Genomic DNA, 19753 nt, shown 5'->3' on the forward strand with positions numbered 1-19753 from the left:
GCCGGCATTTTTACGGCGCTGGAGCCGGCAGTGGATTGGGTTGAGGCACCTTGCGGAAAGCCGCCGAGTCGAATCCCAGCGCTTGTGCCCGCTGCAGCAGCGCGCTGACGCGCGCTTCTGGCAGAACTGGTTGCCGGGCCAGTATCCATGCGTAGCGACGACTGGGCGTGCCCACCAGCACCTCGCTGTAAGCGTCATCCAGGGCGAGAATCCAATAGTCGCCGTAGAAGGGCCAGAAGAAAGTGACACGCAGCTTGGCATTGCCGCTGTCGGGGACGACCTTGGCCCGTCCCTTGGCCGTGTCGATGCGGCCATCGGCCGTGCGGCACCGGTTGAGCACCTGGATGACGCCATCCTCTGATGTGTAGTGGGCCTGCGTGTCTGATGCACATTGCCGCTCGAACCGGTTGGGCAGCAGCGCAATCTCGTACCAGGTGCCGGTGTAACGGTTCAGGTCGACTTTGGTTATTGTGGGCAGCGGCGCATCAGCAGCAACTGCCAGACAGGTCAAGCCGACCAGGGCCAGCGCAGTTGCCGATCTGCCCAGCGCGCGCATGATCCGCCCGGGACGGATCTGTCGACGGTTACGAATTACCTGGGGTGGAATGATCTGACTCACCTTGTTTGTACGTATGGAGGACTTGACTGGATCACTGGCCCCGCGCCGCGCATGCAATGAACTATTTGAGCAGAGACGGTTGGCTGCTGGCTGTCAAGTTGCTGGGTTTCCAGGTCGCCTGGTTTGCCTGTGTCCTGGGTGCCGCCCATGGCGTGCCCAGCATCGGCGTGGCTGCCGTTGCCGCTTTTGCGGCGTGGCAACTCAGGGTGAGCAGCGCGCGCAGCCATGACGCCGCGCTGATCGCCTTGGCGCTTGTGATGGGTCTTGCCTGGGATACCGCCATGGCGCGCATGGGCATCGTCATCTACGCGTCGCCCGGGCCGCTGCCGGCTTGGGCACCTGCATGGATACTTGCCTTGTGGGTGTTGTTGGCAGTCACGTTGCAGGACTTGCTGAGCTGGCTTCATGGGCGCTGGCTGGTGGCTGCCGTGGTCGGCGGCGTGGGCGGTGCCCTGTCTTACGCCGGTGCGGTGAAGTTGGGCGCTGGCCGTTTTCCCGATGAGGCGTTGGCGATGGCGGTCTTGTGCCTGGGTTGGGCTTTGATCATGCCTTGCCTGACAGAGACGGCGCGGTGGTTGCGCCAGCGCAGGTAAACCCTCGTGTCGACCCAGACCGTCGGTGCCATACTGGGTTGACCTAAGTGCTTGGGCACTGCGTTGCACCGGGGCACACATGAAAATTTCACGCGCGCAACTACTCGCCTTGCTGTTGCTGTTGGGGTGGGTGGGTGTGGCTGACGCACAGATCAAGCTGGCCCGCAGCCCCGGCAGAGGGGCGGACATGGGCGCCATGGTGCTGGCCAGGATTTACAAGATGGCCGGCGTGGACGTTCAGTTCATCACCATGCCGCCCAACCGCGCCAGCGTGGAGGCCGACGCCGGCCATGTGGACGGCGAATCCGCGCGCATCATGGACTACGCCGCCAGCCACCCGGCACTGCTGCGGGTGGAGCCTGCCTACACCTACGTGGCCATGGGTGCGTTTTACCTGCAGGCTTCTGGCGTGGAGGTTGCAGGCCCCGCGGATCTGCAGAAATATTCGCTTGGCTACGTCAAGGGGCTCAAGGTGTTTGACGACCTGACCGAGGGCAATGCCGACGTGCATTTGCCGCCCAGCCGGGAAAGCCTGTTCAAGATGCTGAAGGCGCGGCGCTTTGCCGTGGCGTTGGACACGCTGAGCAGTGGCCAGGCCGAAATCCGCAAGCAAGGCCATGCCGGCGTCGCAGAGGTCGAAATCAGCCGGCAAAACCTTTACCACTACCTGAACGTCCGGCATGCAGCGCTGGCGGGCAGGATTGGCGCGATCACCAGGAAGCTGGCTGACTCGGGGCAGCTGGCCCGCATGATGGCCGAAGCCGACAAGGAACTGACGGCCAACGGGCTGCCGCCTTGAGGATGCCCGCAACCCGCAGCCCTAGTAGAACCAGCGCGCCGGCACCATCACCAGCTTGGGGAACAGCACCATGGCAAACATGATGATGAACTCGGCAATCATGAACGGTATGACGCCGCGCGTGACGGCGTCCATGCTGATCTTGCCCACACCGGCCACGGTGTTCAGCACCACGCCCACCGGCGGCGTGATCAGGCCGATGGCGTTGTTGATCATGAACAGCACGCCAAAATAGACCGGGTCGATGCCGGCGGCGTTGACCAGCGGCATCAGCACCGGCGTCAGGATCAGGATGGTGGGCGTCATGTCCATGGCGGTGCCGACGATCATCACCAGCACCATGATGGCGATCATCAGCAGCGTGGGGCTGCTCAGCAGCGGTTGCAGCAGTGTCACCACCTGGCCGGGGATGTTGGCCACGGTGATCAGCCAGGCGCTGACCGCCGCCGTGGCCACCAGGAACATCACCACCGCGCTGGTGCGCGAAGCGGCGACGATGACGCGGTACAACTGGCTGGGCTTCAGTTCCTGGTACACCACCGTGGAGACGAACAGCGCATACACCGCCGCCACCACGCCGGCTTCGGTGGGGGTGAACACACCCATCTTCAGGCCAACGATGATGATGAAAGGCAGCACCAGCGCCCATGCGGCATCGCGCACCGCCCGCAGCACCTCGCGCAGCGGTTTGCGGGGGGGCGTGGGAATGGATTCGCCGCGCGCCAGCCACCACCAGGTGACCCACAGCGTGGCGGCCAGCATCAACCCCGGGAAGATGCCGGCAAAGAACAGCTTGGAGATGGACACATTGGCGGCCACGCCAAACACCACAAAGCCGATGCTGGGTGGCACCACCGGTGCGATGATGCCGGCTGAAGCGATCAACCCGGCCGAGCGCGCCTTGTCGTGCCCGGCGGCCACCATCATCGGCAGCAGCAGCGTGGACAGTGCGGCGGCATCGGCAATCGCCGAACCCGACAGCGCCGCCAGCAGACAGGCTGCCACGATGGTGACGTAGCCCAATCCGCCCTTGACATGGCCCACCAGCACCAGCGCCACGTGGACGATGCGCTTGGACAGGCCGCCAACGTTCATCACCTCGCCGGCCAGCAGGAAGAAGGGCACCGCCAGCAGCGGGTAGCTGTCGGCACCGTTGATGACGTTTTGCGCCAGGATCTGGGCGTCGAACATGTCCAGGTGCAGCATCAGCGCGGCGCCGCAGACCAGCAACGCGAACGAGATCGGAATGCCCAGCGCCATGGCGGCCAGCAATGAGCCCACGAAGACAAGGATGGTCATGCCTGGTCTTCCGACTCTTTGATGATGATCAGGTCGGCATCCGTCACGCGCCCGGTCAACAGCTTGTACAGGTCGTTGAGCAGGATGGCCGCGCCAGAGACGCTGAACACCAGGCCCACCGCGTAAAACCACGCCATGGATGCGCCGCTGGAGGGTGCTGCCACCTCCCAGTTGATCTTGGTTTGCTCCAGCGCGCCGCGAAACAGCAGCCAGCACACCACCAGCATCAGTCCGTAGCCCACCACCAGGCAAACCTTCTTGCCCAGCGTGCCGAGCCGCGCCACCAGCACCTCGGTGCCCAGGTGGCCATGCTCGCGCAGCGCCACGATGGCGCCCAGGAAAGTGAGCCACACAAACAGCCAGCGCGACACCTCTTCGGACACGGTGATGCCGGAGTTGAACGCATAGCGCAGCACCACGTTGCCGAACACCAGCGTCACCATGCTCACCATGCAGGCTGCCATCAGCGCCTCCAGGCCCCTGCAGTAGAGTTTCAGCAGCTTGTCCACGTCAGGCTGGCAGGTCGGCCACGGTTTCCACCAGCGCGCGCAGGCCGGCAGTGTAAGAGCGCCAGCCCAGGCCCTGGATGGTGGCCTTCACTGCCGGTGAGATGATGGAGTGGCTGCGCCACGCTTCACGCGCGGCGATGTTGCTCATGTGGATTTCCAGCACCGGAAAGGGCATGGCCTTGATGGCGTCGTGCAGCGGCACGCCGTGCTGCGTCAACCCGGCGGGGTTCAGCAGCGCGCCTTGCACGCTGTCGATGTTGTCGTGCATCTTGTCGATCAGTGCGCCTTCGTGGTTGGACTGGAAGATGTCCAGTTCCACCCCCAGCTCAGCGGCCAGCTTGGTGAGCCGCTGGTTGATCTCGGCCAGCGTGGTGGTGCCGTAGATGTGCGGCTCGCGGCGGCCAAACAGGTTCAGGTTGGGGCCGTGCAGGATCAGGATTTTCATGAAGGTGCGCGCCGGTCACTTGTGGATGTGCGCCATCTCGTCGGTGTACAGCTTGGCGATGGCGGGGTCGTAGGTGGCCAGAAACTTGTCAGTCACCGGCTTGGCGATCTGGCGCATGCGCGCCTGCTCGGCGGGCGACACCTCGTTGTAGGCCATACCTTTGGCCTGCAGCTCGGCCACGGCTTTTTGGGCCGCCACGCGGCTGGTCTGGCGCTGGTAGCCGCGGGCTTCGTCGGCGGCGTCATTGAGTATCTTTTTCTCGGTGGCCGAGAGCTTGTCCCAGAAGCGCTTGCTGACCAGCACGATGTTGGCCGCGTACACATGGTTGGTGGCGCTGACGAACTTCTGCACCTCGAAGAATTTGTTGGACAGGATGACGGCAAACGGGTTTTCCTGCCCATCTACCGCCTTCGATTCCAGCGCGCCATACAGCTCGGCAAACGGCATCGGCACCGGATTGGCCTTGAAGGCCTTGAAGGTGTCCAGGAACACCGGGTTGGGGATGACGCGTATTTTCAGGCCGTCCAGGTCTTCGGCGCGGGTGATGGGGCGCTTGCTGTTGGTCACGTTGCGAAAGCCCAGGTCCCAGTAGCCCAGTGCCACCAGGCCCTTTTCGGGCAGTTTGGCGATCAGCGCCCGGCCCAGCGGGCCGTCCAGCAGCGCATCGGCCTGGGCGAAGCTGCCCATGGAGAAGGGGAAGTCCACCAGGCCAAACTCCTTGACGATGCCGGCCAGCGAGGTGGTGGCCGGGGCCGACATCTCCTGCACACCGCCTTGCAAAGCCGATTGCTGCTGCAGCTCGTTGCCCAGCGTGGAGGCGGGGAACTCCTGCACCTTCAGCTTGCCGCCGCTCTTGGCGGCCACCAGTTCGGCGAATTTCTTCACGCCCAGGCTGACCGGGTGGTCGGCATTGTTGAGGTGGCCGAACTTGATGGTGCGCTCCTGGATGTCCTGCGCCAGCGCGGGCAGGGCGCTGCCCAGCAACACGGCAGCAACGGCCAGGCAATGACGGTAGGTAGGCATGGAAAGTCTCCTGTGTGGCAAGGTCGATAGGTCCTATTTTATTGAATGTGGAAAGTCTTTCCATAATGGAATACACTTAGCTTTTTTTGGAAACCTCACTTGAAAAGGTCGCCGCGGACGTGGCCCAATACGGGCATGGTTTTTACATTCCCACAGGCCCGCGCAGCATGAGCAGTCTCCTGGAACGCAGTTTCAAGGTGCTGGAGCAGTTGGCTGCCAGCCCGCAGGGGCAAACCGTCTCCCACATCGCCAGCACATTGGATATGCCGCTGAGCGCCACGCACCGGCTGTTGGCCGAGTTGTGCCGCTGCGGTTATGTCAGGCAGGTGCGCGAGCAGGGCGAATACGTGCTGACCATCAAGCTGGTGTCGCTGGGCCTGGGGTTCTTGAGCGCTTCCGGTGTCATTGACGTGGCGCAGCCGTCACTGGACCAGTTGGCCAATGAATCGGGCGAACTGGTGCGCCTGGCGGTGGTGGACGGCGACGACCTGACCTTCGTCGCCAAGGCCCAGGGCGCGCGGCGTGGCCTGCGCTATGACCCGGACATGGGCCTGTCGGTGCGGCTGTCGTGCAGCGCCGCCGGCCACGCCTGGCTGTCCACGCTGAGCGACGAAGCGGCGCTGGCCTTGGTGACGAAACAGGGCTTTGGCAAACCCGAGGACTACGGCCCCAACGCCCCCACCACGGTGAAGGCGCTGATGGGTTTGGTGAACACCGCGCGCAAGCGCGGCTTTGCCACCATCACCGAGGTGTTCGCGCCGTCCATGGCGGCGATGGCGGCGCCGGTGCGCGCTGGCGGCGAAACCATTGGCGTGGTCACCATCGCCGGGCCCATGGTGCGGCTGACGGCGGCACGCATGGAAGCGCTGGCAGATGCCTTGCTGCAGACCGCCGAGGACATACAGGCCGCCAGCGGCGCCTCGGTGTTGTTCAAGAAGCGGGCTTGACGCCGACCAACCGACGGCGTCCGTGTCGGTGGGCGGTAGGTGCGGCGGCTGAATGCGCCTTTGCGACGCGGCTCTAAGCCAACAAGCCTCGCCAGACTTCCAGCTTCTGCTCAAACGACCGCCCGGCGTGCGCAGGCGAGGAAGAGGGCAACACCAGCGTCTGGTACCCCGCGTTGGCGAACACCGGCGCGAATTTGCCCGAGGTCAGCCCATTGAAGCCGACGCGCTGCAATGCGGGGCACAGGCGGTGCAGCAGCGCAAAGTCATTGGCTTCGGCGTTGCGGATGGCGCTGTCCAGGCTGCCTTGGCGTTCGCAGGCGGCAATCACGTCCCACAGGCCGATGTGGTGAGCTTGCAGACGTGCCAGGCGCTGCTCGTAGGGCAGGGCCACCAGGTCCTCGTTGACCAGTTCCCCCAGCAGGCGCCAGAACTGGTTGCGCGGGTGGGCGTAGTACTGGCCGGCTGCCAGCGAGGCCTCGCCGGGCATGCTGCCCAGGATCAGCACCCGCGTACGCGCGTTGACGACGGGCGGAAAACTGCGCAGCAGCGGCGCTGGGGATGGCGCCGCTGCCGGGGTGCGCTTACTGCGCAGCCCAGCCGCCATCCATGTTCCAGGCCACGCCGCGCACGTTGTTGCCGGCGGGGGAGCAGAAGAACACCGCCAGTTCGCCCAGTTCTTCCGGCGTGGTGAACTGCAGCGAGGGTTCTTTTTCACCCAGCAATTGCTTGGTGGCCTCGGCATTGCTGATGCCCTGGGCGGCCGCCTTGGCGTCCACCTGCTTTTGCACCAGCGGGGTCAGCACCCAGCCGGGGCAGATGGCGTTGCAGGTCACGCCGGTGGTGGCGGTTTCCAGCGCCACCACCTTGGTCATGCCCACGATGCCGTGCTTGGCGGCCACATAGGCCACCTTTTCGGCCGAGCCCACCAGGCCGTGGACCGAGGCGACGTTGATGATGCGGCCCCAGTTGCGCGCCTTCATGCCGGGCAGCGCCAGGCGGGTGGCGTGGAAGGCGCTGGAGAGGTTGATGGCGATCACCGCGTCCCAGCGCTCGATGGGGAAGTCTTCCGTCTTCGCGACGTGCTGGATGCCGGCGTTGTTGACCAGGATGTCCAGCGTGCCAAAGGTCTCGTTAGCGTGGGCCACCATGGCGGCGATCTCGTCGGGCTTGCTCATGTCGGCGCCGTGGTAGCTCACCTGCACCCCCAAGGCGGCGATTTCGGCCTTGGGGCCGTCGACATCGCCAAAGCCGTTGAGCACGATGTTGGCGCCCTGGCGCGCCAGTGACTTGGCAATGCCAAGGCCAATGCCGCTGGTGGATCCGGTGACGATGGCGGTTTTGCCTTTCAACATGGTCTTAGCTCCAGTAGGTTTGTTGCGATTGAATTAGGATGCGGAGAAGCGGTTTGCCCCGAGAATATCAATTCCGATTTCACCATGCTTGAACCTACGCTCAATTACGTACCCTGCCCGGACAATGCCGGCGGCCACCGCATGGCCTATTGGCAATGGGGCCAGGCCGAGGCCCCGCATGTGGTGGTGTGCGCCCATGGCCTGTCGCGCCAGGGGCGTGACTTTGACGTGTTGGCCCAGGCCATGGTGCAGCGCGCCCCTGGCGCCGTGCGGGTGGTGTGCCCGGATGTGGTGGGCCGGGGCCAGAGCGACTGGCTGAAAGACCCGATGGGCTACCAGATTCCCAGCTACGCGGCGGACATGCTGGCCTTGCTGGCCCAATTGAGGCCCGCCACGCTGGACTGGGTGGGTACCAGCATGGGCGGGCTGATCGGCATGGTGATGGCCGGCCAGCCCGGGCTGCCTTTGCCGGTGCCTGTGCGCCGCCTGGTGCTGAATGACGTCGGCCCAGCCATCCAGTGGCAGGCGCTGCAGCGCATTGGCGAATACCTGGGCAAATCCGGCAGCTTTGCCGATGTGCAGCAGGCCGCAGCCGCCATGTGGGCCGTTTCCACCAGCTTCGGTCCGCACACGTCCGAGCAATGGCTGGCCCTGAGCCAGCACATGGTGAAACCCGCTGCAGATGGCTCGGGTCGTGTGGAGCTGCACTATGACCCGGCCATTGCGGTGCCCTTTGGCGGCCTGACAGAAGAAAGTGCCAAGCAGGGCGAAGCGACGCTGTGGGCCGTGTACGACGCCATCACGGCGCGCACCTTGCTGGTGCGCGGGGCCGATTCCGACCTGCTGACGCCCGCCACCGCCCTGGCGATGACGCAACGCGGCCCCCGGGCCAGGTTGGTGGAGTTTGCCGGCGTGGGCCATGCGCCGACCTTCGTGGCGCCGGACCAGGTGCGCGTGGTGCTGGATTTCCTGTTTGAATGAATGGCTGTGTGAGCGTCAGCAAGGCGCTGTGAGACCAACGTGAAAAGCCTGACTGCCGAGCAACCGCGCCCGGCCCATTTACCCGAGTTGGTGGCCGCCACCGCCGATGCACTGCCCGAGCAGGAGCACGCCATTGCACGCGCGCGTGCCTTTGCCGAGCCGCTGATCGCCACCGAAGCCTTGGACACCGGTGAGAACACGCTGGCCCACGCCGACGGCGTGGCTGCCATTCTGCGCCTGATAGGCGGCTCCGAGGCCATGCAGGCGGCCAGCTACCTGGTGTATGCCTGCGAGCACCTGAACAAACCGATGGAGGCGATTGCCAAGGCGTTTGGCGACACCTATGCCACCTTGGCGGTGGAGACCACCAAGCTGGTGCGGGTGCAGCGCCAGGCGCGCGCCAGCCAGCGCGAGGACAAGGCGCCCTTGCTGACCGCCGGCGCGCAGAGCAGCGGCGCCCAGGTGGAAAACGTGCGCAAGATGCTGCTGGCCTTCTCCAAGGACCTGCGGGTGGTGATGCTGCGGCTGGCGTCCAGGCTGCAGACGCTGCGCTACTTTGCCGCCTGCAAGCAGCCGGTGCCGCCCAGCCTGGCCAAGGAGTCGCTGCACGTGTTCGCGCCGCTGGCCAACCGGCTGGGCATCTGGGAGATCAAGTGGGAGATGGAAGACCTGGCCTTCCGTTTCCTGGAGCCAGACGTGTACAAGCAGGTGGCCGGCCTGCTGGACGAGAAGCGCACAGAGCGCGAAACCTATGTGGAGCATCTGCGCGGCAAGCTGCAAGCAGAACTGAAGGAGCAAGGCATAGAGGCCACCGTGCAGGGCCGGCCCAAGCACATCTACAGCATCGTGAAGAAGATGCGCGGCAAGTCGCTGGGCTTCGAGCAGGTGTACGACATACGCGCGCTGCGCATCGTGGTGCCCAGCGTGCCAGATTGCTATGCGGCCTTGAGTTGGGTGCACAGCCAATTCAGCCCGGTGACTGAGGAGTTTGACGACTACATCGCCAAGCCCAAGGTGAACGGCTACCAGTCGTTGCACACCATCGTGCGCGATGCGGCAGGCCGCGCCATCGAAATCCAGATCCGCACCCGGCAGATGCACGAGCATGCCGAACACGGCGTGGCCGCGCACTGGGTCTACAAGGAGGCCGGCGCCAAGGGCTATGCCGGGGTATCGGCCAGCGGCGACTACGACGCCAAGATCGCGGTGCTGCGCCAGTTGCTGGCGTGGGAGCGTGACCTGTCGGGCGCCGAGCAGGCCCAGGGCTTCTTTGATGACCGCATCTACGTGCTGACGCCCGACGCTGCCATCGTCGATCTGCCGCAGGGCGCCACGCCGGTGGATTTTGCCTACAGTGTGCACACCACACTGGGCCACCGCTGCCGCGGCGCCAAGGTGGACGGCCACATGGTGCCGTTGAACACGCAGTTGAAGAACGGCCAGACGGTGGACATCATCACCACCAAGGAGGGCGGCCCCTCGCGCGACTGGCTGAACGCCGAGCTGGGCTTCCTGGCCAGCCACCGCGCGCGCGCCAAGGTGCGTGCCTGGTTCAACGCGCTGGCCACGCACGAAACCATCGCCAAGGGCCGCGAGGCGGTGGAAAAGCTGTTGCAGCGCGAGGGCAAGACAGCGCTCAAACTCGACGACCTGGCGGCGCAGTTGGGCTTCAACGCCGCCGACGACCTGTTCGAGGTGGTGGGCAAGGACGAGTACTCGCTGCGCAACATCGAGCTGCTGCTGCATCCGCCCGAGCCGCTGGTGTCGCAGGATGAGTTCTTGCTGAAAAAGCCGCGCGCGCCGGAAAAGTCGCCCAAGGGTGGCGTGCTGGTGGTGGGCATCGACTCGCTGCTGACGCAGTTGGCCAAATGCTGCAAGCCGGCACCGCCGGACGCCATACGCGGCTTTGTCACCCGGGGCAAGGGCGTCAGCATTCACCGGGCGGACTGCAGCAGCTTTCGCGAGTTGCTGGCGCGCGATGGCGAGCGCGTCATCGATGTGGAGTGGGGCAGCTCGCCGGCCGCGCGCGGGGCCGTCTACCCGGTGGACGTGGCCGTGGAGGCGGCGGACCGCCAGGGCCTGCTGCGCGACATCTCCGAGGTGTTTGCCAAGGAAAAGATGAATGTGGTGCGCGTGCAGACCCAAAGCGTGAAGGGCACGGCGTGGATGACCTTCACGGTGGAAATCTCGGATTCAGCCAAGCTGACCCGGGTGTTGGGCCAGGTGGATGAGTTGAACGGCGTGCGCTCGGCCAGGCGGCGTTGAATTTGCAGCTTGCGCAGTCGGGCTGGGCGATGGCAAGATGGGCACCTCGCTGAACAACATCCAAAAAAATTCGCATGACCGTTCCCAGCCCTGCCGCCGGCTACATGGTGCTGCACGACCTGCACGCCACGCATGCGCGGCGGGTGCGGGTGATGGTGTTGCTGACCAGCCTGCTGCTGATGGCGCTGGGGGTGGGCTGGACCGTTTTTTTCGCCTGGCGCGGGGCCTGGCTGGTGGCGGCCTGCGAGGCCACGCTGTTCGCGGTGGGCGCTGCCGCCTGGGTGCTGATGCAACGCCAACGCGTGCGGGCGGCCGTGGTGCTGATGAGCCTGGGCCTGCTGGCCGTGTTCCTGGGCATGGCCATCTTCCTGGATGTGCCCAGCGCTGACGTGCCACGCGCCGCGCACCACTTCTTGATCCCGCTGGCGGTGGCCTCCTACCTGCTGCTGAAGGAAGAAGACACCTGGTTGCGCCACGCCATTCCACTGGCCTGTCTGGCCAGCGTGGCCTGGCTGGCTGGTAGCGGCTTTGCCGTCGTCACGTCCTACGCCGTACCCGACGAGGTGAGGCGCAGTGGCACCTGGGTCAACAACGCCTGCGCCATGGGCATCCTGTACCTGCTGGTGCATGTGTTCATGGGTGACATCACCCGCATGGAAAACTACCTGCACGGCGCCAACAACCGCTTTGTGGGCCTGGTGCGCGGCATGTTTCCCGGCGTCATTGCCGAGCGCCTGCTGGCCCAGGGTCAGACCTTCGCCGAGCGGCATGCGGACTGTTCGGTGCTGTTTGCCGACATTGTGGGCTTCACCGGCATCACCGAACGCATGGCGCCCGAGGCGCTGGTGGGCATGCTGTCACGGATCTTCTCGCGTTTTGACCAATGCGTGGAGCAGGCCGGCCTGACCAAGATCAAGACCATTGGCGACGCCTACATGGTGGCCGCCGGCGTGCCCCAGCCCGACCCCCGCCATGCGCAGGCCCTGGTGGCGCTGGCCCAGGCCATGCAGGAGCAGGTGCGCGACATACCGGGCTTGGAGCTGCGCATAGGCATCGCCTCGGGCGAGCTGGTGGCCGGGGTGATAGGGCAGACGCGCCAGGTGTTTGACGTGTGGGGTGATGTGGTCAACGTGGCCTCGCGCATGGAGTCGCACGGCCTGGCGGGCAGGGTGCAGGTGTCACGCTCGTGTTACGAGCTGGTGAAGCACGCGTTCGATTTCGAGCCGCGCCTGGGCATTGCCATCAAGGGCAAGGCGGGCCTGCACGACGTCTACCTGCTGCGCCCGGGCGCTGCCACTGCAGGGGCGGCGGCATGAGCAACCCGGTCGCCGCAGGCGCTGCACACCCCGAGCAACCCCGCTTCCTGGTGGAGCAGGACCTGGGCGCCACCCACGCACGCCGGGTGCGGGTGATGGTGCAGTTGGTCAGCGCACTGCTGGTTGGCTCGGGCCTGGCCTTCGGCTTGTTCTTCGGCCTGCAGGCGCTGTGGGGCATGGTGGGCATTGACGTGCTGATGGTGGCCCTGGGCGTTGTGCTGGCCCTGCTGGTGCGCCGTGACCACATGCGACTGGCCACGCTGGTGCTGTTTTGCAGCTTGTTTGCCGTGTTCAGCTTCATGGCCGTCATCGTCGATGTCCCGGTGGGGGCTCTGCCGCGCTCGCTGCACTACTTCTTCCCGGCCCTTGCACTGGCGGCCTACTTCATGCTGCGGCGTGAGCCGGCCTGGCTGCGCCATGGGGCGCCGCTGCTGTGCCTGGCCGTGTTCGTCTGGCTGGCCAGCGGCCGGGGCGGCTGGGTCACGCCGTATGCGATGCCGGACGCCGGCCGCCCGCCGGTGTTGGTGGTTGCCGGCATGGCCCTGGCCATCCTCTACCTGCTGGTGCACGTGTTCATGGGCGACATCAACCGCATGGAGAACTACCTGCACGGCGCCAACAACCGCTTTGTGGGCCTGGTGCGCGGCATGTTCCCCGCCGCCGTGGCCGAGCGGCTGCTGGCCACCGGCCAGACCTTTGCCGAGCGCCATGCGGACTGCTCCATCCTGTTTGCCGACATCGTGGGCTTCACCGAGCTGACCGGGCGCATGGCGCCGGAAGACCTGGTGCGCATGCTGTCGCAAATTTTCTCGCGCTTTGACCACTGTGTGGAGCAGGCCGGCCTGACCAAGATCAAGACCATTGGCGACGCCTACATGGTGGCCGCCGGCGTGCCAGAGCCGCACCCGGGCCATGCCCGCGCGCTGGTGACACTGGCCCAGGACATGCAGCGCGAGATTGCCGGTTTTGACGGTGTCGCGCTGCGCATAGGCATTGCCTCGGGCGAGCTGGTGGCCGGGGTGATCGGGCAGTCGCGCCAGGTGTTTGACGTGTGGGGCGATGTGGTCAACCTGGCCTCGCGCATGGAGTCGCACGGGCTCCCCGGGCGCATCCAGGTGTCCGCATCCTGCTACCTGTTGGTGAAGGACCAGTTTGCCTTCGAGCAGCGCCCGCCCATCGCCATCAAGGGCAAGCAGGGCGTGCATGACGTGTACATGCTGCAGCCTGCGGCTTGAGCTCCATGAGCTTGCTGGGGCGTCTGCGCGCATGGGCAACAGGCATCAAGCGGGAGGGCGTGGCCCTGTGGTTCGCCGCTGCGGACCCCCGCACGCCCTGGCTACCCAAGCTGCTGTGTGGCTTTGTGGTGGCCTACGCGCTGAGCCCGATCGATCTGATCCCGGATTTCATACCCGTCCTGGGCCTTGTCGACGACCTGTTGCTGCTGCCGGGCTTGATGTGGCTGGCTGCGCGCCTGATCCCGCCGGCGCTGATGAGCGAGTGCCGGCTGCGGGCTGACGAATTTCTGCGCCAAGGCGGCGCCAAGCCGCGCAGCCTGGTGGGCGCCGCGGCCATCCTGGTGTTGTGGGTGGCCCTGGCCTGGCTGGCCTGGCGCTGGTGGCAGGCCAGCTAGCTTTGTCAACCCGCCGGCACGGTGCGCATGATCTGCGTCGGTGTGGGTGCCGGCCAGCCGGCCTCTGCCGCCACGCGCAGGATGGCGGCGTTGGTGTCGAAGTAGACCTGCCAGTAGTGGTCGTTGTGGCAGTAGGGGCGGATGGCGATCACCGGTCCCAGCAGGTTCATGTCCAGCACCGAGATTTCGGGCGCGGGCGAGGCTGCCACGTTGGGGATCTGCACCACAGCGGCGCGAAAGCGCGCCATCGCGTCGTTCACGTCCACACCGCCGGCCAGTTGCGCGGTGCGCTCCACCCGGCGCGCTGGACGGGCCGAGAAGTTCATCACCGTGTCGCCGAACACCTTGCTGTTGCCCACCAGCGTCAGCACATTGTCGGGCGTGACAATGGTGGTGCCGAACAGGCCCAGCTCGCTCACCGTGCCGACGATGCCGCCGATCTGCACGAAGTCACCCACCTTGAAGGGCCGCAGCACCAGCATGAAGGCACCGGCGGCAAAGTTGCCCAGCATGCCGCTCCAGGCCGCGCCTATGGCCACGCCGGCGCCGGCCAGCATGGCGGCAAACGAGGTGGTCTGGATGCCGAAGTAGCCCAGGATGCCCAGCACCAGCGCGATGTTCAGCGCGATGGCCACGATGGAGCCCAGGTACTTGGTCAGCGTGGGGTCGATGTGGTTGCGGTTCATGGCCCCTTGCATCAGCTGTATCACTTTGCCGATCAGCCAGCGGCCGACGATCCAGAAGGCAATGGCGGCCAGGATCTTGATGGCCAAGTCGGTGAGGGTGGTGCTGACGAACAGCTGGATGCTTTGCATGTCCATGTGCTTGGACTCCTTGTGGTGCGGGTGGCGAGAGGTCAACAGCTTATCACCGGCAAGCGACCACTGTAGGACAATGGCGGCCTATGACCCCTGCCACCCCCGTCGCCACCCACACCTTCCTGTGGCACGACTACGAAACCTTCGGCGTCAACCCCCGGCGTGACCGTCCGGCCCAGTTCGCCGCCATCCGCACCGACGCCGAGCTGAAGGAGATCGGCGATCCGATGATGCTGTATTGCCGGCCGGCCAACGACTTCCTGCCCGACCCGCAGTCCTGCCTGATCACTGGCATCACGCCGCAACTGTGCCTGGAGCGCGGCCTGCCGGAGCATGAGTTCGCGCGGCAAATCGAGCAGGCGCTGGCCCAGCCCGGCACCATAGGCGTGGGCTACAACACCATACGCTTTGACGACGAGATCACCCGCTTCATGCTGTGGCGCAACCTGATGGACCCGTATGCGCGCGAATGGCAGAACAACTGCGGCCGCTGGGACCTGCTGGACGTGGTGCGCACCGCCCGCGCGCTGCGGCCCGAAGGCATCAACTGGCCCGAACGCGCCGAGGGCGGCGGCAGCAGCTTCAAGCTGACTGACTTGACGGCCGCCAATGGCCTGGCGCACGAGGCCGCGCACGATGCCTTGAGCGACGTGCGCGCCACCATCGCGCTGGCGCGGCTGCTGCGCGACAAGCAGCCCAAGCTGTTCGACTTCTGCCTGGCCCTGCACAAGAAAGACCGGGTGGCGCAGGAGCTGGGCCTGCCCACCACGCTGGCCACGGCACGGCCCTTCATCCACATCTCGGGCATGTTCGGCGTCGAGCGCGGCTGCCTGGCGGTGATGTGGCCGTTGGCCACCCATCCGGTGAACAAGAACGAACTGATCGCCTGGGACCTGAGCGCCGACCCGCGCGAATTGGCCCCGCTGAACGCGGCCGACATCCGCCTGCGCATGTTCAGCCGCGCCGCTGACCTGCCCGAGGGCATGACGCGGCTGCCCATCAAGACCGTGCACCTGAACAAGTCACCCATGGTGATGGGCAACCTCAAGGTGCTGAGCGACCCCATGGCCCAGCGTTGGGGCGTGCAGTGGGAGCAGGTGCGTGCGCATGCCGGTTACGCGGCAGCCTTGCCGGACATGAGCGCCATCTGGCCCCAGGTGTTCCACCGCGAGGCGGAGGCGCCACCGGACGTGGACGAGGATCTGTATGGTGGCTTCATCGGCAATGCCGACCGCCGCCGCCTGAACGACCTGCGCGCGCTGCCCCCGGCCAAGCTGGCCAGCGCCCGGCCGGCGTTTGACGACGAGCGGTTGGGCGAGTTGCTGTTCCGCTACCGCGCGCGTAATTTCGCCGACACGCTGGACGAAGCCGAGCAGGCGCGCTGGGAGGAACACCGTGCCGCCAAGCTGTTTGGCGGCGAGGGTGGGGCGTTGACGCTGGAGCAGTTTGCCGAGCGCATCGACACGCTGTCTGAGACCGTGGACGAGCGCGGCGAGGAGATTTTGGGCGCGCTGTATGACTATGCGGAGCTGGTGGCGCCGGAGCAGTGAGGCCGCTCAGCCGGACATGAACGATGTCTGATCCGGCCGCCCATCCAGGTGCAGCCGACTCGTGGTCGCTGGCGTCTCGGCCAGCAGCTTGCCACGCCGGTACACCTTCAGTCGCGTAGCCCGCAGACGAATTGCTTCGATGGGGTCACGGGCTTGCAACAGCACGAAGTCGGCATGGCAGCCCGCTTCCAGCCCGTAGCCGTCCAGCTGCAGGATGCGCGCCGGGTTCGCGGTGACGGCCTCGAAGCACTGCCGCATCGCCGCCTGACTGGTCATCTGCGCCACGTGCAGGCCCATGCTGGCCACTTCCAGCATGTCGCCGCTGCCCAGGCTGTACCAGGGGTCCATCACGCAGTCGTGGCCGAAGGCCACTGTCAAACCGTGCGCCAGTTGCTCGGGCACACGGGTCATGCCGCGCCGCTTGGGGTAGGTGTCGTGCCGGCCCTGCAGCGTGATGTTGATCAGCGGATTGGCCACCACGTTCAATCGCGCCTCGGCCATCAGCGGCAGCAGCTTGGAGACGTAGTAGTTGTCCATGGAGTGCATGGACGTCAAATGCGAGCCGGTGACGCGGCCGTGCAGGCCCAGGCGCTGGGTCTCGAAGGCCAGCGTTTCCACGTGGCGTGACAGCGGGTCGTCGGACTCGTCGCAATGCATGTCCACAAGCCGACCCTGCTCGGCAGCCAGTTCGCACAACAACTTGACGCTGAGCGCGCCATCGGCCATGGTGCGCTCGAAGTGCGGGATGCCACCCACCACGTCTACACCCATGGCCAGTGCGCGTTTCAGCAGGTCCATGCCGCCGGGGGTGCGCAGCACACCGTCTTGCGGAAAGGCGACCAGCTGCAAGTCCAGGTAGGGCGCCACCTTGCGCTTCACCTCCAGCAGCGCCTCCACCGCCAGCAGGCTGGGGTCGCTGGTGTCCACGTGCGAGCGTATCGCCATCAGGCCCTTGGCCAAGGCCCAGTCGCAGTAGGCCAGGGCGCGGTTCACCACCGCTTCGTGCGTCAGCTGGGGTTTCAGTTCGCCCCACACCTGTATGCCCTCCAGCAGCGTGCCACTCTGGTTGACGCGTGGCAGGCCGTAGCTCAGCGTGGCGTCCATGTGGAAATGGGCGTCAACGAAGGGCGGGCTCAGCAGTTGACCGCCCGCATCAAAGGTTTCGGCGGCCGGGGCGGTTAGCCTGGCAGTGACCTCGGTGATGCGGCCGTTGTGCACGGCCACGGACATGCCGGTGCGCCCATCGGGCAGCGTGGCATTGCGCACCAGCAGGTCGAGCATCGTGCGCTGTTCAGGTTTATTGGGTGCCGAAAATGCGATCGCCGGCGTCACCCAGGCCCGGCAGGATGTAGCCGTGGTCGTTCAGCTGGCGGTCGATGGCGGCGGTGTAGATGGCCACGTCAGGGTGGGCCTTGTGCAGTGCGGCTACGCCCTCGGGGCAGGTCAACAGGCACACGAATTTGATGGACTTCGGTGACAGCGCCTTCATGCGGTCGATGGCGGAGATGGCCGAGTTGCCGGTGGCCAACATGGGGTCCACCACCACCACGTCGCGCTCGTGCATGTCTTTGGGCATCTTGAAGTAGTACTCCACCGCCTGCAGCGTCTTGGGGTCCCGGTACAGGCCGATGTGGCCCACGCGGGCGCCGGGGATGACGCTGAGCATGCCCTCCAGCAAACCATTGCCGGCACGCAGGATGGAGGCCAGCACCAGTTTTTTGCCGTCAATCATGTGCGCGGTCATTTTTTCCAGTGGGGTTTCGATCTCCACTTCCTGGGTGGGCATGTCGCGGGTGATCTCGTAAGCCATCAGGCTGGCCAACTCGGCCAGCAGGCGGCGGAAGGAGTTGGTGGAGGCGTCTTTCCTGCGCATCAGCGTCAGCTTGTGCTGCACCAGCGGGTGGTTGATGACGAACACATTGGCGGGGAGGGGGGCGGCTGGGCTCATGGCGGTGCGAAGGGTTCTTTGCTGTGTTGGATCGGTTTGTTCGATTTTATGGGTATCGCCCAGCCAGAAGCCGACCTAGCGCCCCTTTTTGCCGAAGATGCCGCCCAGCACGCCGCGAATGATCTCGCGCCCCACGCTGGAGCCTATGGTGCGCACAGCCGACTTGGCCAAGGTCTGCGCCAGGCCGTCATGCTGGCCGCCGCGTGGCCCGGTGCTGCCAAACAGCACGTCTTTCAGGCCACCCATGATGGAGCCTTCGCTGCCTGCGGCGGGCGTTGCGCCGGCCGGCGTGACGGTCCCTGCGCCGCCAGCCTGGCCGACCGGGCCCGCACCGGCGGGTGCAGCCGTTGCGGCGCGGCCCTTCAGCGCCTCGTAGGCCGATGCGCGATCCACGGCCTTTTCGTAGACGCCGGCCACCAGAGAGCCTTGCCGCAGCGCCTGGCGTTGCGCCGGGGTGATGGGGCCGATCTGGCTGCCCGGCGGCAACACGTAGACCCGTTCCGTGACGCTGGGGCGGCCCTTGTCGTCCAGCAAACTGACCAGGGCTTCGCCCACGGCCAACTCGGTGATGGCGGTTTCTATGTCCAGACCGGGTTTCTGCCGCATGGTCTCGGCCACGGCTTTCACCGCCTTCTGGTCGCGCGGCGTGAAGGCGCGCAGCGCGTGCTGCACCCGGTTGCCCAGCTGGGCCAGCACGGAATCGGGGATGTCCAGCGGGTTCTGGGTGACGAAATACACGCCCACGCCCTTGGAGCGCACCAGCCTCACCACCAGCTCTATGCGTTCTATCAGCGCCTTGGGCGCCTCGTTGAACAGCAGGTGGGCCTCGTCGAAGAAAAACACCAACTTGGGCTGGTCCAGATCACCCACTTCGGGCAATTGCTCGAACAGCTCAGACAGCATCCACAACAGGAAGGTGGCGTACAGCCGGGGCGCGTTCATCAGCTTGTCCGCCGCCAGGATGTTGACCAGTCCATGGCCATTGCTGTCAGTCTGCATGAAGTCGGCAATGTTCAGCATGGGCTCGCCGAAGAACTGGTCGGCGCCCTGGCTTTCGATCTGCAGCAGCCCGCGCTGGATGGCGCCCACGCTGGCCGGGCTGATGTTGCCGTACTGGGTGGTGAAGTCGCTCGCGTTGTCGCCCACATGCTGCAGCATGGCGCGCAGGTCTTTCAGGTCCAGCAACAACAGGCCGTTGTCGTCCGCCACCTTGAAAACCAGGTTGAGCACACCGGCCTGGGTGTCATTGAGGTTCAGCATGCGCCCCAACAACAACGGCCCCAGGTCGCTGATGGTGGCGCGCACTGGGTGGCCTTGTTCGCCAAACACGTCCCACAGCGTCACCGGTGCGGCGGCGAAAGCCGGCTCGGGCATTTCACGCTCTTTCAGGATCTTGCCCAGGCGCTCGCTCATCACACCGGCCTGGGACAGGCCAGTCAGGTCGCCCTTGACGTCGGCCATGAACACCGGCACACCGAGCCGGGAAAAGCCCTCTGCCATGGTCTGCAGCGTGATGGTCTTGCCGGTGCCGGTGGCGCCGGTGATCAAGCCATGGCGGTTGGCCTTGTCCGGCAGCAGGTGGCAGCGGACGTCGAGGTGCTGCGCAATCAGGATGGGTTCGGCCATGGAGTCACCAAAAGTACAATCTAACCCGTAGCG

20 protein-coding genes are annotated in these 19753 nt (G+C 65.7%); 9 read left to right on the top strand and 11 right to left on the bottom strand.

What is annotated here, in order from left to right:
- Nucleotides 1-10: 10 nt before the first annotated feature.
- Nucleotides 11-619, bottom strand: coding sequence for a lipocalin family protein (locus AC1DX2_RS01260; RefSeq protein ID WP_477194466.1), 609 nt, complete (start codon nt 617-619; stop codon nt 11-13).
- A gap of 56 nt (nt 620-675) precedes the next feature.
- Here AC1DX2_RS01260 and AC1DX2_RS01265 point away from each other — a divergent pair, with 56 nt between their 5' ends.
- Both AC1DX2_RS01265 and AC1DX2_RS01270 read left to right on the top strand, forming a co-directional pair.
- Nucleotides 676-1212 (top strand): DUF2878 domain-containing protein, encoded by a 537-nt coding sequence (locus AC1DX2_RS01265; protein WP_477194467.1) that lies wholly within the window; start codon nt 676-678, stop codon nt 1210-1212.
- 79 nt (nt 1213-1291) lie between these two features.
- Nucleotides 1292-2011 carry a hypothetical protein gene (locus AC1DX2_RS01270; protein WP_477194468.1) on the top strand — a complete coding sequence of 240 codons (720 nt, stop codon included), beginning with the start codon at nt 1292-1294 and terminating at the stop codon, nt 2009-2011.
- A 21-nt stretch (nt 2012-2032) separates the two neighbouring features.
- Here AC1DX2_RS01270 and AC1DX2_RS01275 read toward each other — a convergent pair whose 3' ends face one another.
- The 4 genes from AC1DX2_RS01275 to AC1DX2_RS01290 are packed head-to-tail and all read right to left on the bottom strand — an operon-like array spanning nt 2033 to nt 5287.
- The gene (locus AC1DX2_RS01275) at nt 2033-3310 is read right to left on the bottom strand and encodes a TRAP transporter large permease subunit (RefSeq protein WP_477194469.1); all 1278 of its coding nucleotides are present in this window, start codon (nt 3308-3310) and stop codon (nt 2033-2035) included.
- On the bottom strand, nt 3307-3819 hold the full coding sequence (locus AC1DX2_RS01280) for a TRAP transporter small permease (RefSeq protein WP_477194470.1): 513 nt from the start codon (nt 3817-3819) through the stop codon (nt 3307-3309). Before AC1DX2_RS01280 ends, AC1DX2_RS01275 begins: the two co-directional genes overlap by 4 nt.
- A gap of 1 nt (nt 3820) precedes the next feature.
- Nucleotides 3821-4264, bottom strand: a complete 444-nt coding sequence (locus AC1DX2_RS01285; protein WP_477194471.1) for a type II 3-dehydroquinate dehydratase — start codon at nt 4262-4264, stop codon at nt 3821-3823.
- 15 nt (nt 4265-4279) lie between these two features.
- Nucleotides 4280-5287 carry a TRAP transporter substrate-binding protein gene (locus AC1DX2_RS01290; protein ID WP_477194472.1) on the bottom strand — a complete coding sequence of 336 codons (1008 nt, stop codon included), beginning with the start codon at nt 5285-5287 and terminating at the stop codon, nt 4280-4282.
- A 167-nt stretch (nt 5288-5454) separates the two neighbouring features.
- On the opposite strand from AC1DX2_RS01290, the gene AC1DX2_RS01295 reads away from it, so the two are divergent.
- Nucleotides 5455-6234 carry an IclR family transcriptional regulator gene (locus AC1DX2_RS01295; protein ID WP_477194473.1) on the top strand — a complete coding sequence of 260 codons (780 nt, stop codon included), beginning with the start codon at nt 5455-5457 and terminating at the stop codon, nt 6232-6234.
- Nucleotides 6235-6307: 73 nt separating this feature from the next.
- Here the strand turns inward: AC1DX2_RS01295 and AC1DX2_RS01300 are convergent, their stop codons facing one another.
- Both AC1DX2_RS01300 and AC1DX2_RS01305 read right to left on the bottom strand, forming a co-directional pair.
- On the bottom strand, nt 6308-6781 hold the full coding sequence (locus tag AC1DX2_RS01300) for a DNA-deoxyinosine glycosylase (RefSeq protein ID WP_477195738.1): 474 nt from the start codon (nt 6779-6781) through the stop codon (nt 6308-6310).
- A 34-nt stretch (nt 6782-6815) separates the two neighbouring features.
- Complete coding sequence (locus AC1DX2_RS01305) at nt 6816-7586, bottom strand: 3-hydroxybutyrate dehydrogenase (RefSeq protein WP_477194474.1); 771 nt, start codon at nt 7584-7586, stop codon at nt 6816-6818.
- Nucleotides 7587-7670: 84 nt separating this feature from the next.
- Here AC1DX2_RS01305 and AC1DX2_RS01310 point away from each other — a divergent pair, with 84 nt between their 5' ends.
- The 5 genes from AC1DX2_RS01310 to AC1DX2_RS01330 all read left to right on the top strand — a co-directional run bounded on the left by AC1DX2_RS01310 (nt 7671) and on the right by AC1DX2_RS01330 (nt 13778).
- Nucleotides 7671-8567: an alpha/beta fold hydrolase gene (locus tag AC1DX2_RS01310; RefSeq protein WP_477194475.1), complete on the top strand. Its 897-nt coding sequence runs from the start codon at nt 7671-7673 to the stop codon at nt 8565-8567.
- 39 nt (nt 8568-8606) lie between these two features.
- Complete coding sequence (locus tag AC1DX2_RS01315) at nt 8607-10832, top strand: RelA/SpoT family protein (protein ID WP_477194476.1); 2226 nt, start codon at nt 8607-8609, stop codon at nt 10830-10832.
- A 74-nt stretch (nt 10833-10906) separates the two neighbouring features.
- The gene (locus AC1DX2_RS01320; RefSeq protein ID WP_477194477.1) at nt 10907-12148 is read left to right on the top strand and encodes an adenylate/guanylate cyclase domain-containing protein; all 1242 of its coding nucleotides are present in this window, start codon (nt 10907-10909) and stop codon (nt 12146-12148) included.
- The gene (locus AC1DX2_RS01325; protein ID WP_477194478.1) at nt 12145-13383 is read left to right on the top strand and encodes an adenylate/guanylate cyclase domain-containing protein; all 1239 of its coding nucleotides are present in this window, start codon (nt 12145-12147) and stop codon (nt 13381-13383) included. Before AC1DX2_RS01320 ends, AC1DX2_RS01325 begins: the two co-directional genes overlap by 4 nt.
- 5 nt (nt 13384-13388) lie before the next feature.
- Nucleotides 13389-13778, top strand: a complete 390-nt coding sequence (locus AC1DX2_RS01330; RefSeq protein WP_477195739.1) for a YkvA family protein — start codon at nt 13389-13391, stop codon at nt 13776-13778.
- A 5-nt stretch (nt 13779-13783) separates the two neighbouring features.
- Here AC1DX2_RS01330 and AC1DX2_RS01335 read toward each other — a convergent pair whose 3' ends face one another.
- The gene (locus AC1DX2_RS01335) at nt 13784-14599 is read right to left on the bottom strand and encodes a mechanosensitive ion channel family protein (protein WP_477194479.1); all 816 of its coding nucleotides are present in this window, start codon (nt 14597-14599) and stop codon (nt 13784-13786) included.
- Between the two features lie 83 nt (nt 14600-14682).
- Between AC1DX2_RS01335 and sbcB the strand changes: the two genes are divergently transcribed.
- On the top strand, nt 14683-16146 hold the full coding sequence (gene sbcB / locus AC1DX2_RS01340) for an exodeoxyribonuclease I (protein WP_477194480.1): 1464 nt from the start codon (nt 14683-14685) through the stop codon (nt 16144-16146).
- A gap of 6 nt (nt 16147-16152) precedes the next feature.
- Here sbcB and AC1DX2_RS01345 read toward each other — a convergent pair whose 3' ends face one another.
- From AC1DX2_RS01345 to AC1DX2_RS01355, 3 genes are all read right to left on the bottom strand, one after another.
- Nucleotides 16153-17427 (bottom strand): amidohydrolase family protein, encoded by a 1275-nt coding sequence (locus AC1DX2_RS01345; RefSeq protein WP_477194481.1) that lies wholly within the window; start codon nt 17425-17427, stop codon nt 16153-16155.
- 16 nt (nt 17428-17443) lie between these two features.
- Nucleotides 17444-18094, bottom strand: a complete 651-nt coding sequence (gene upp, locus AC1DX2_RS01350; protein ID WP_477194482.1) for a uracil phosphoribosyltransferase — start codon at nt 18092-18094, stop codon at nt 17444-17446.
- A gap of 75 nt (nt 18095-18169) precedes the next feature.
- Nucleotides 18170-19720: a helicase HerA-like domain-containing protein gene (locus AC1DX2_RS01355; RefSeq protein ID WP_477194483.1), complete on the bottom strand. Its 1551-nt coding sequence runs from the start codon at nt 19718-19720 to the stop codon at nt 18170-18172.
- Nucleotides 19721-19753: the final 33 nt, after the last annotated feature.

This window comes from Hylemonella sp. P2_B10 (assembly GCF_056404875.1).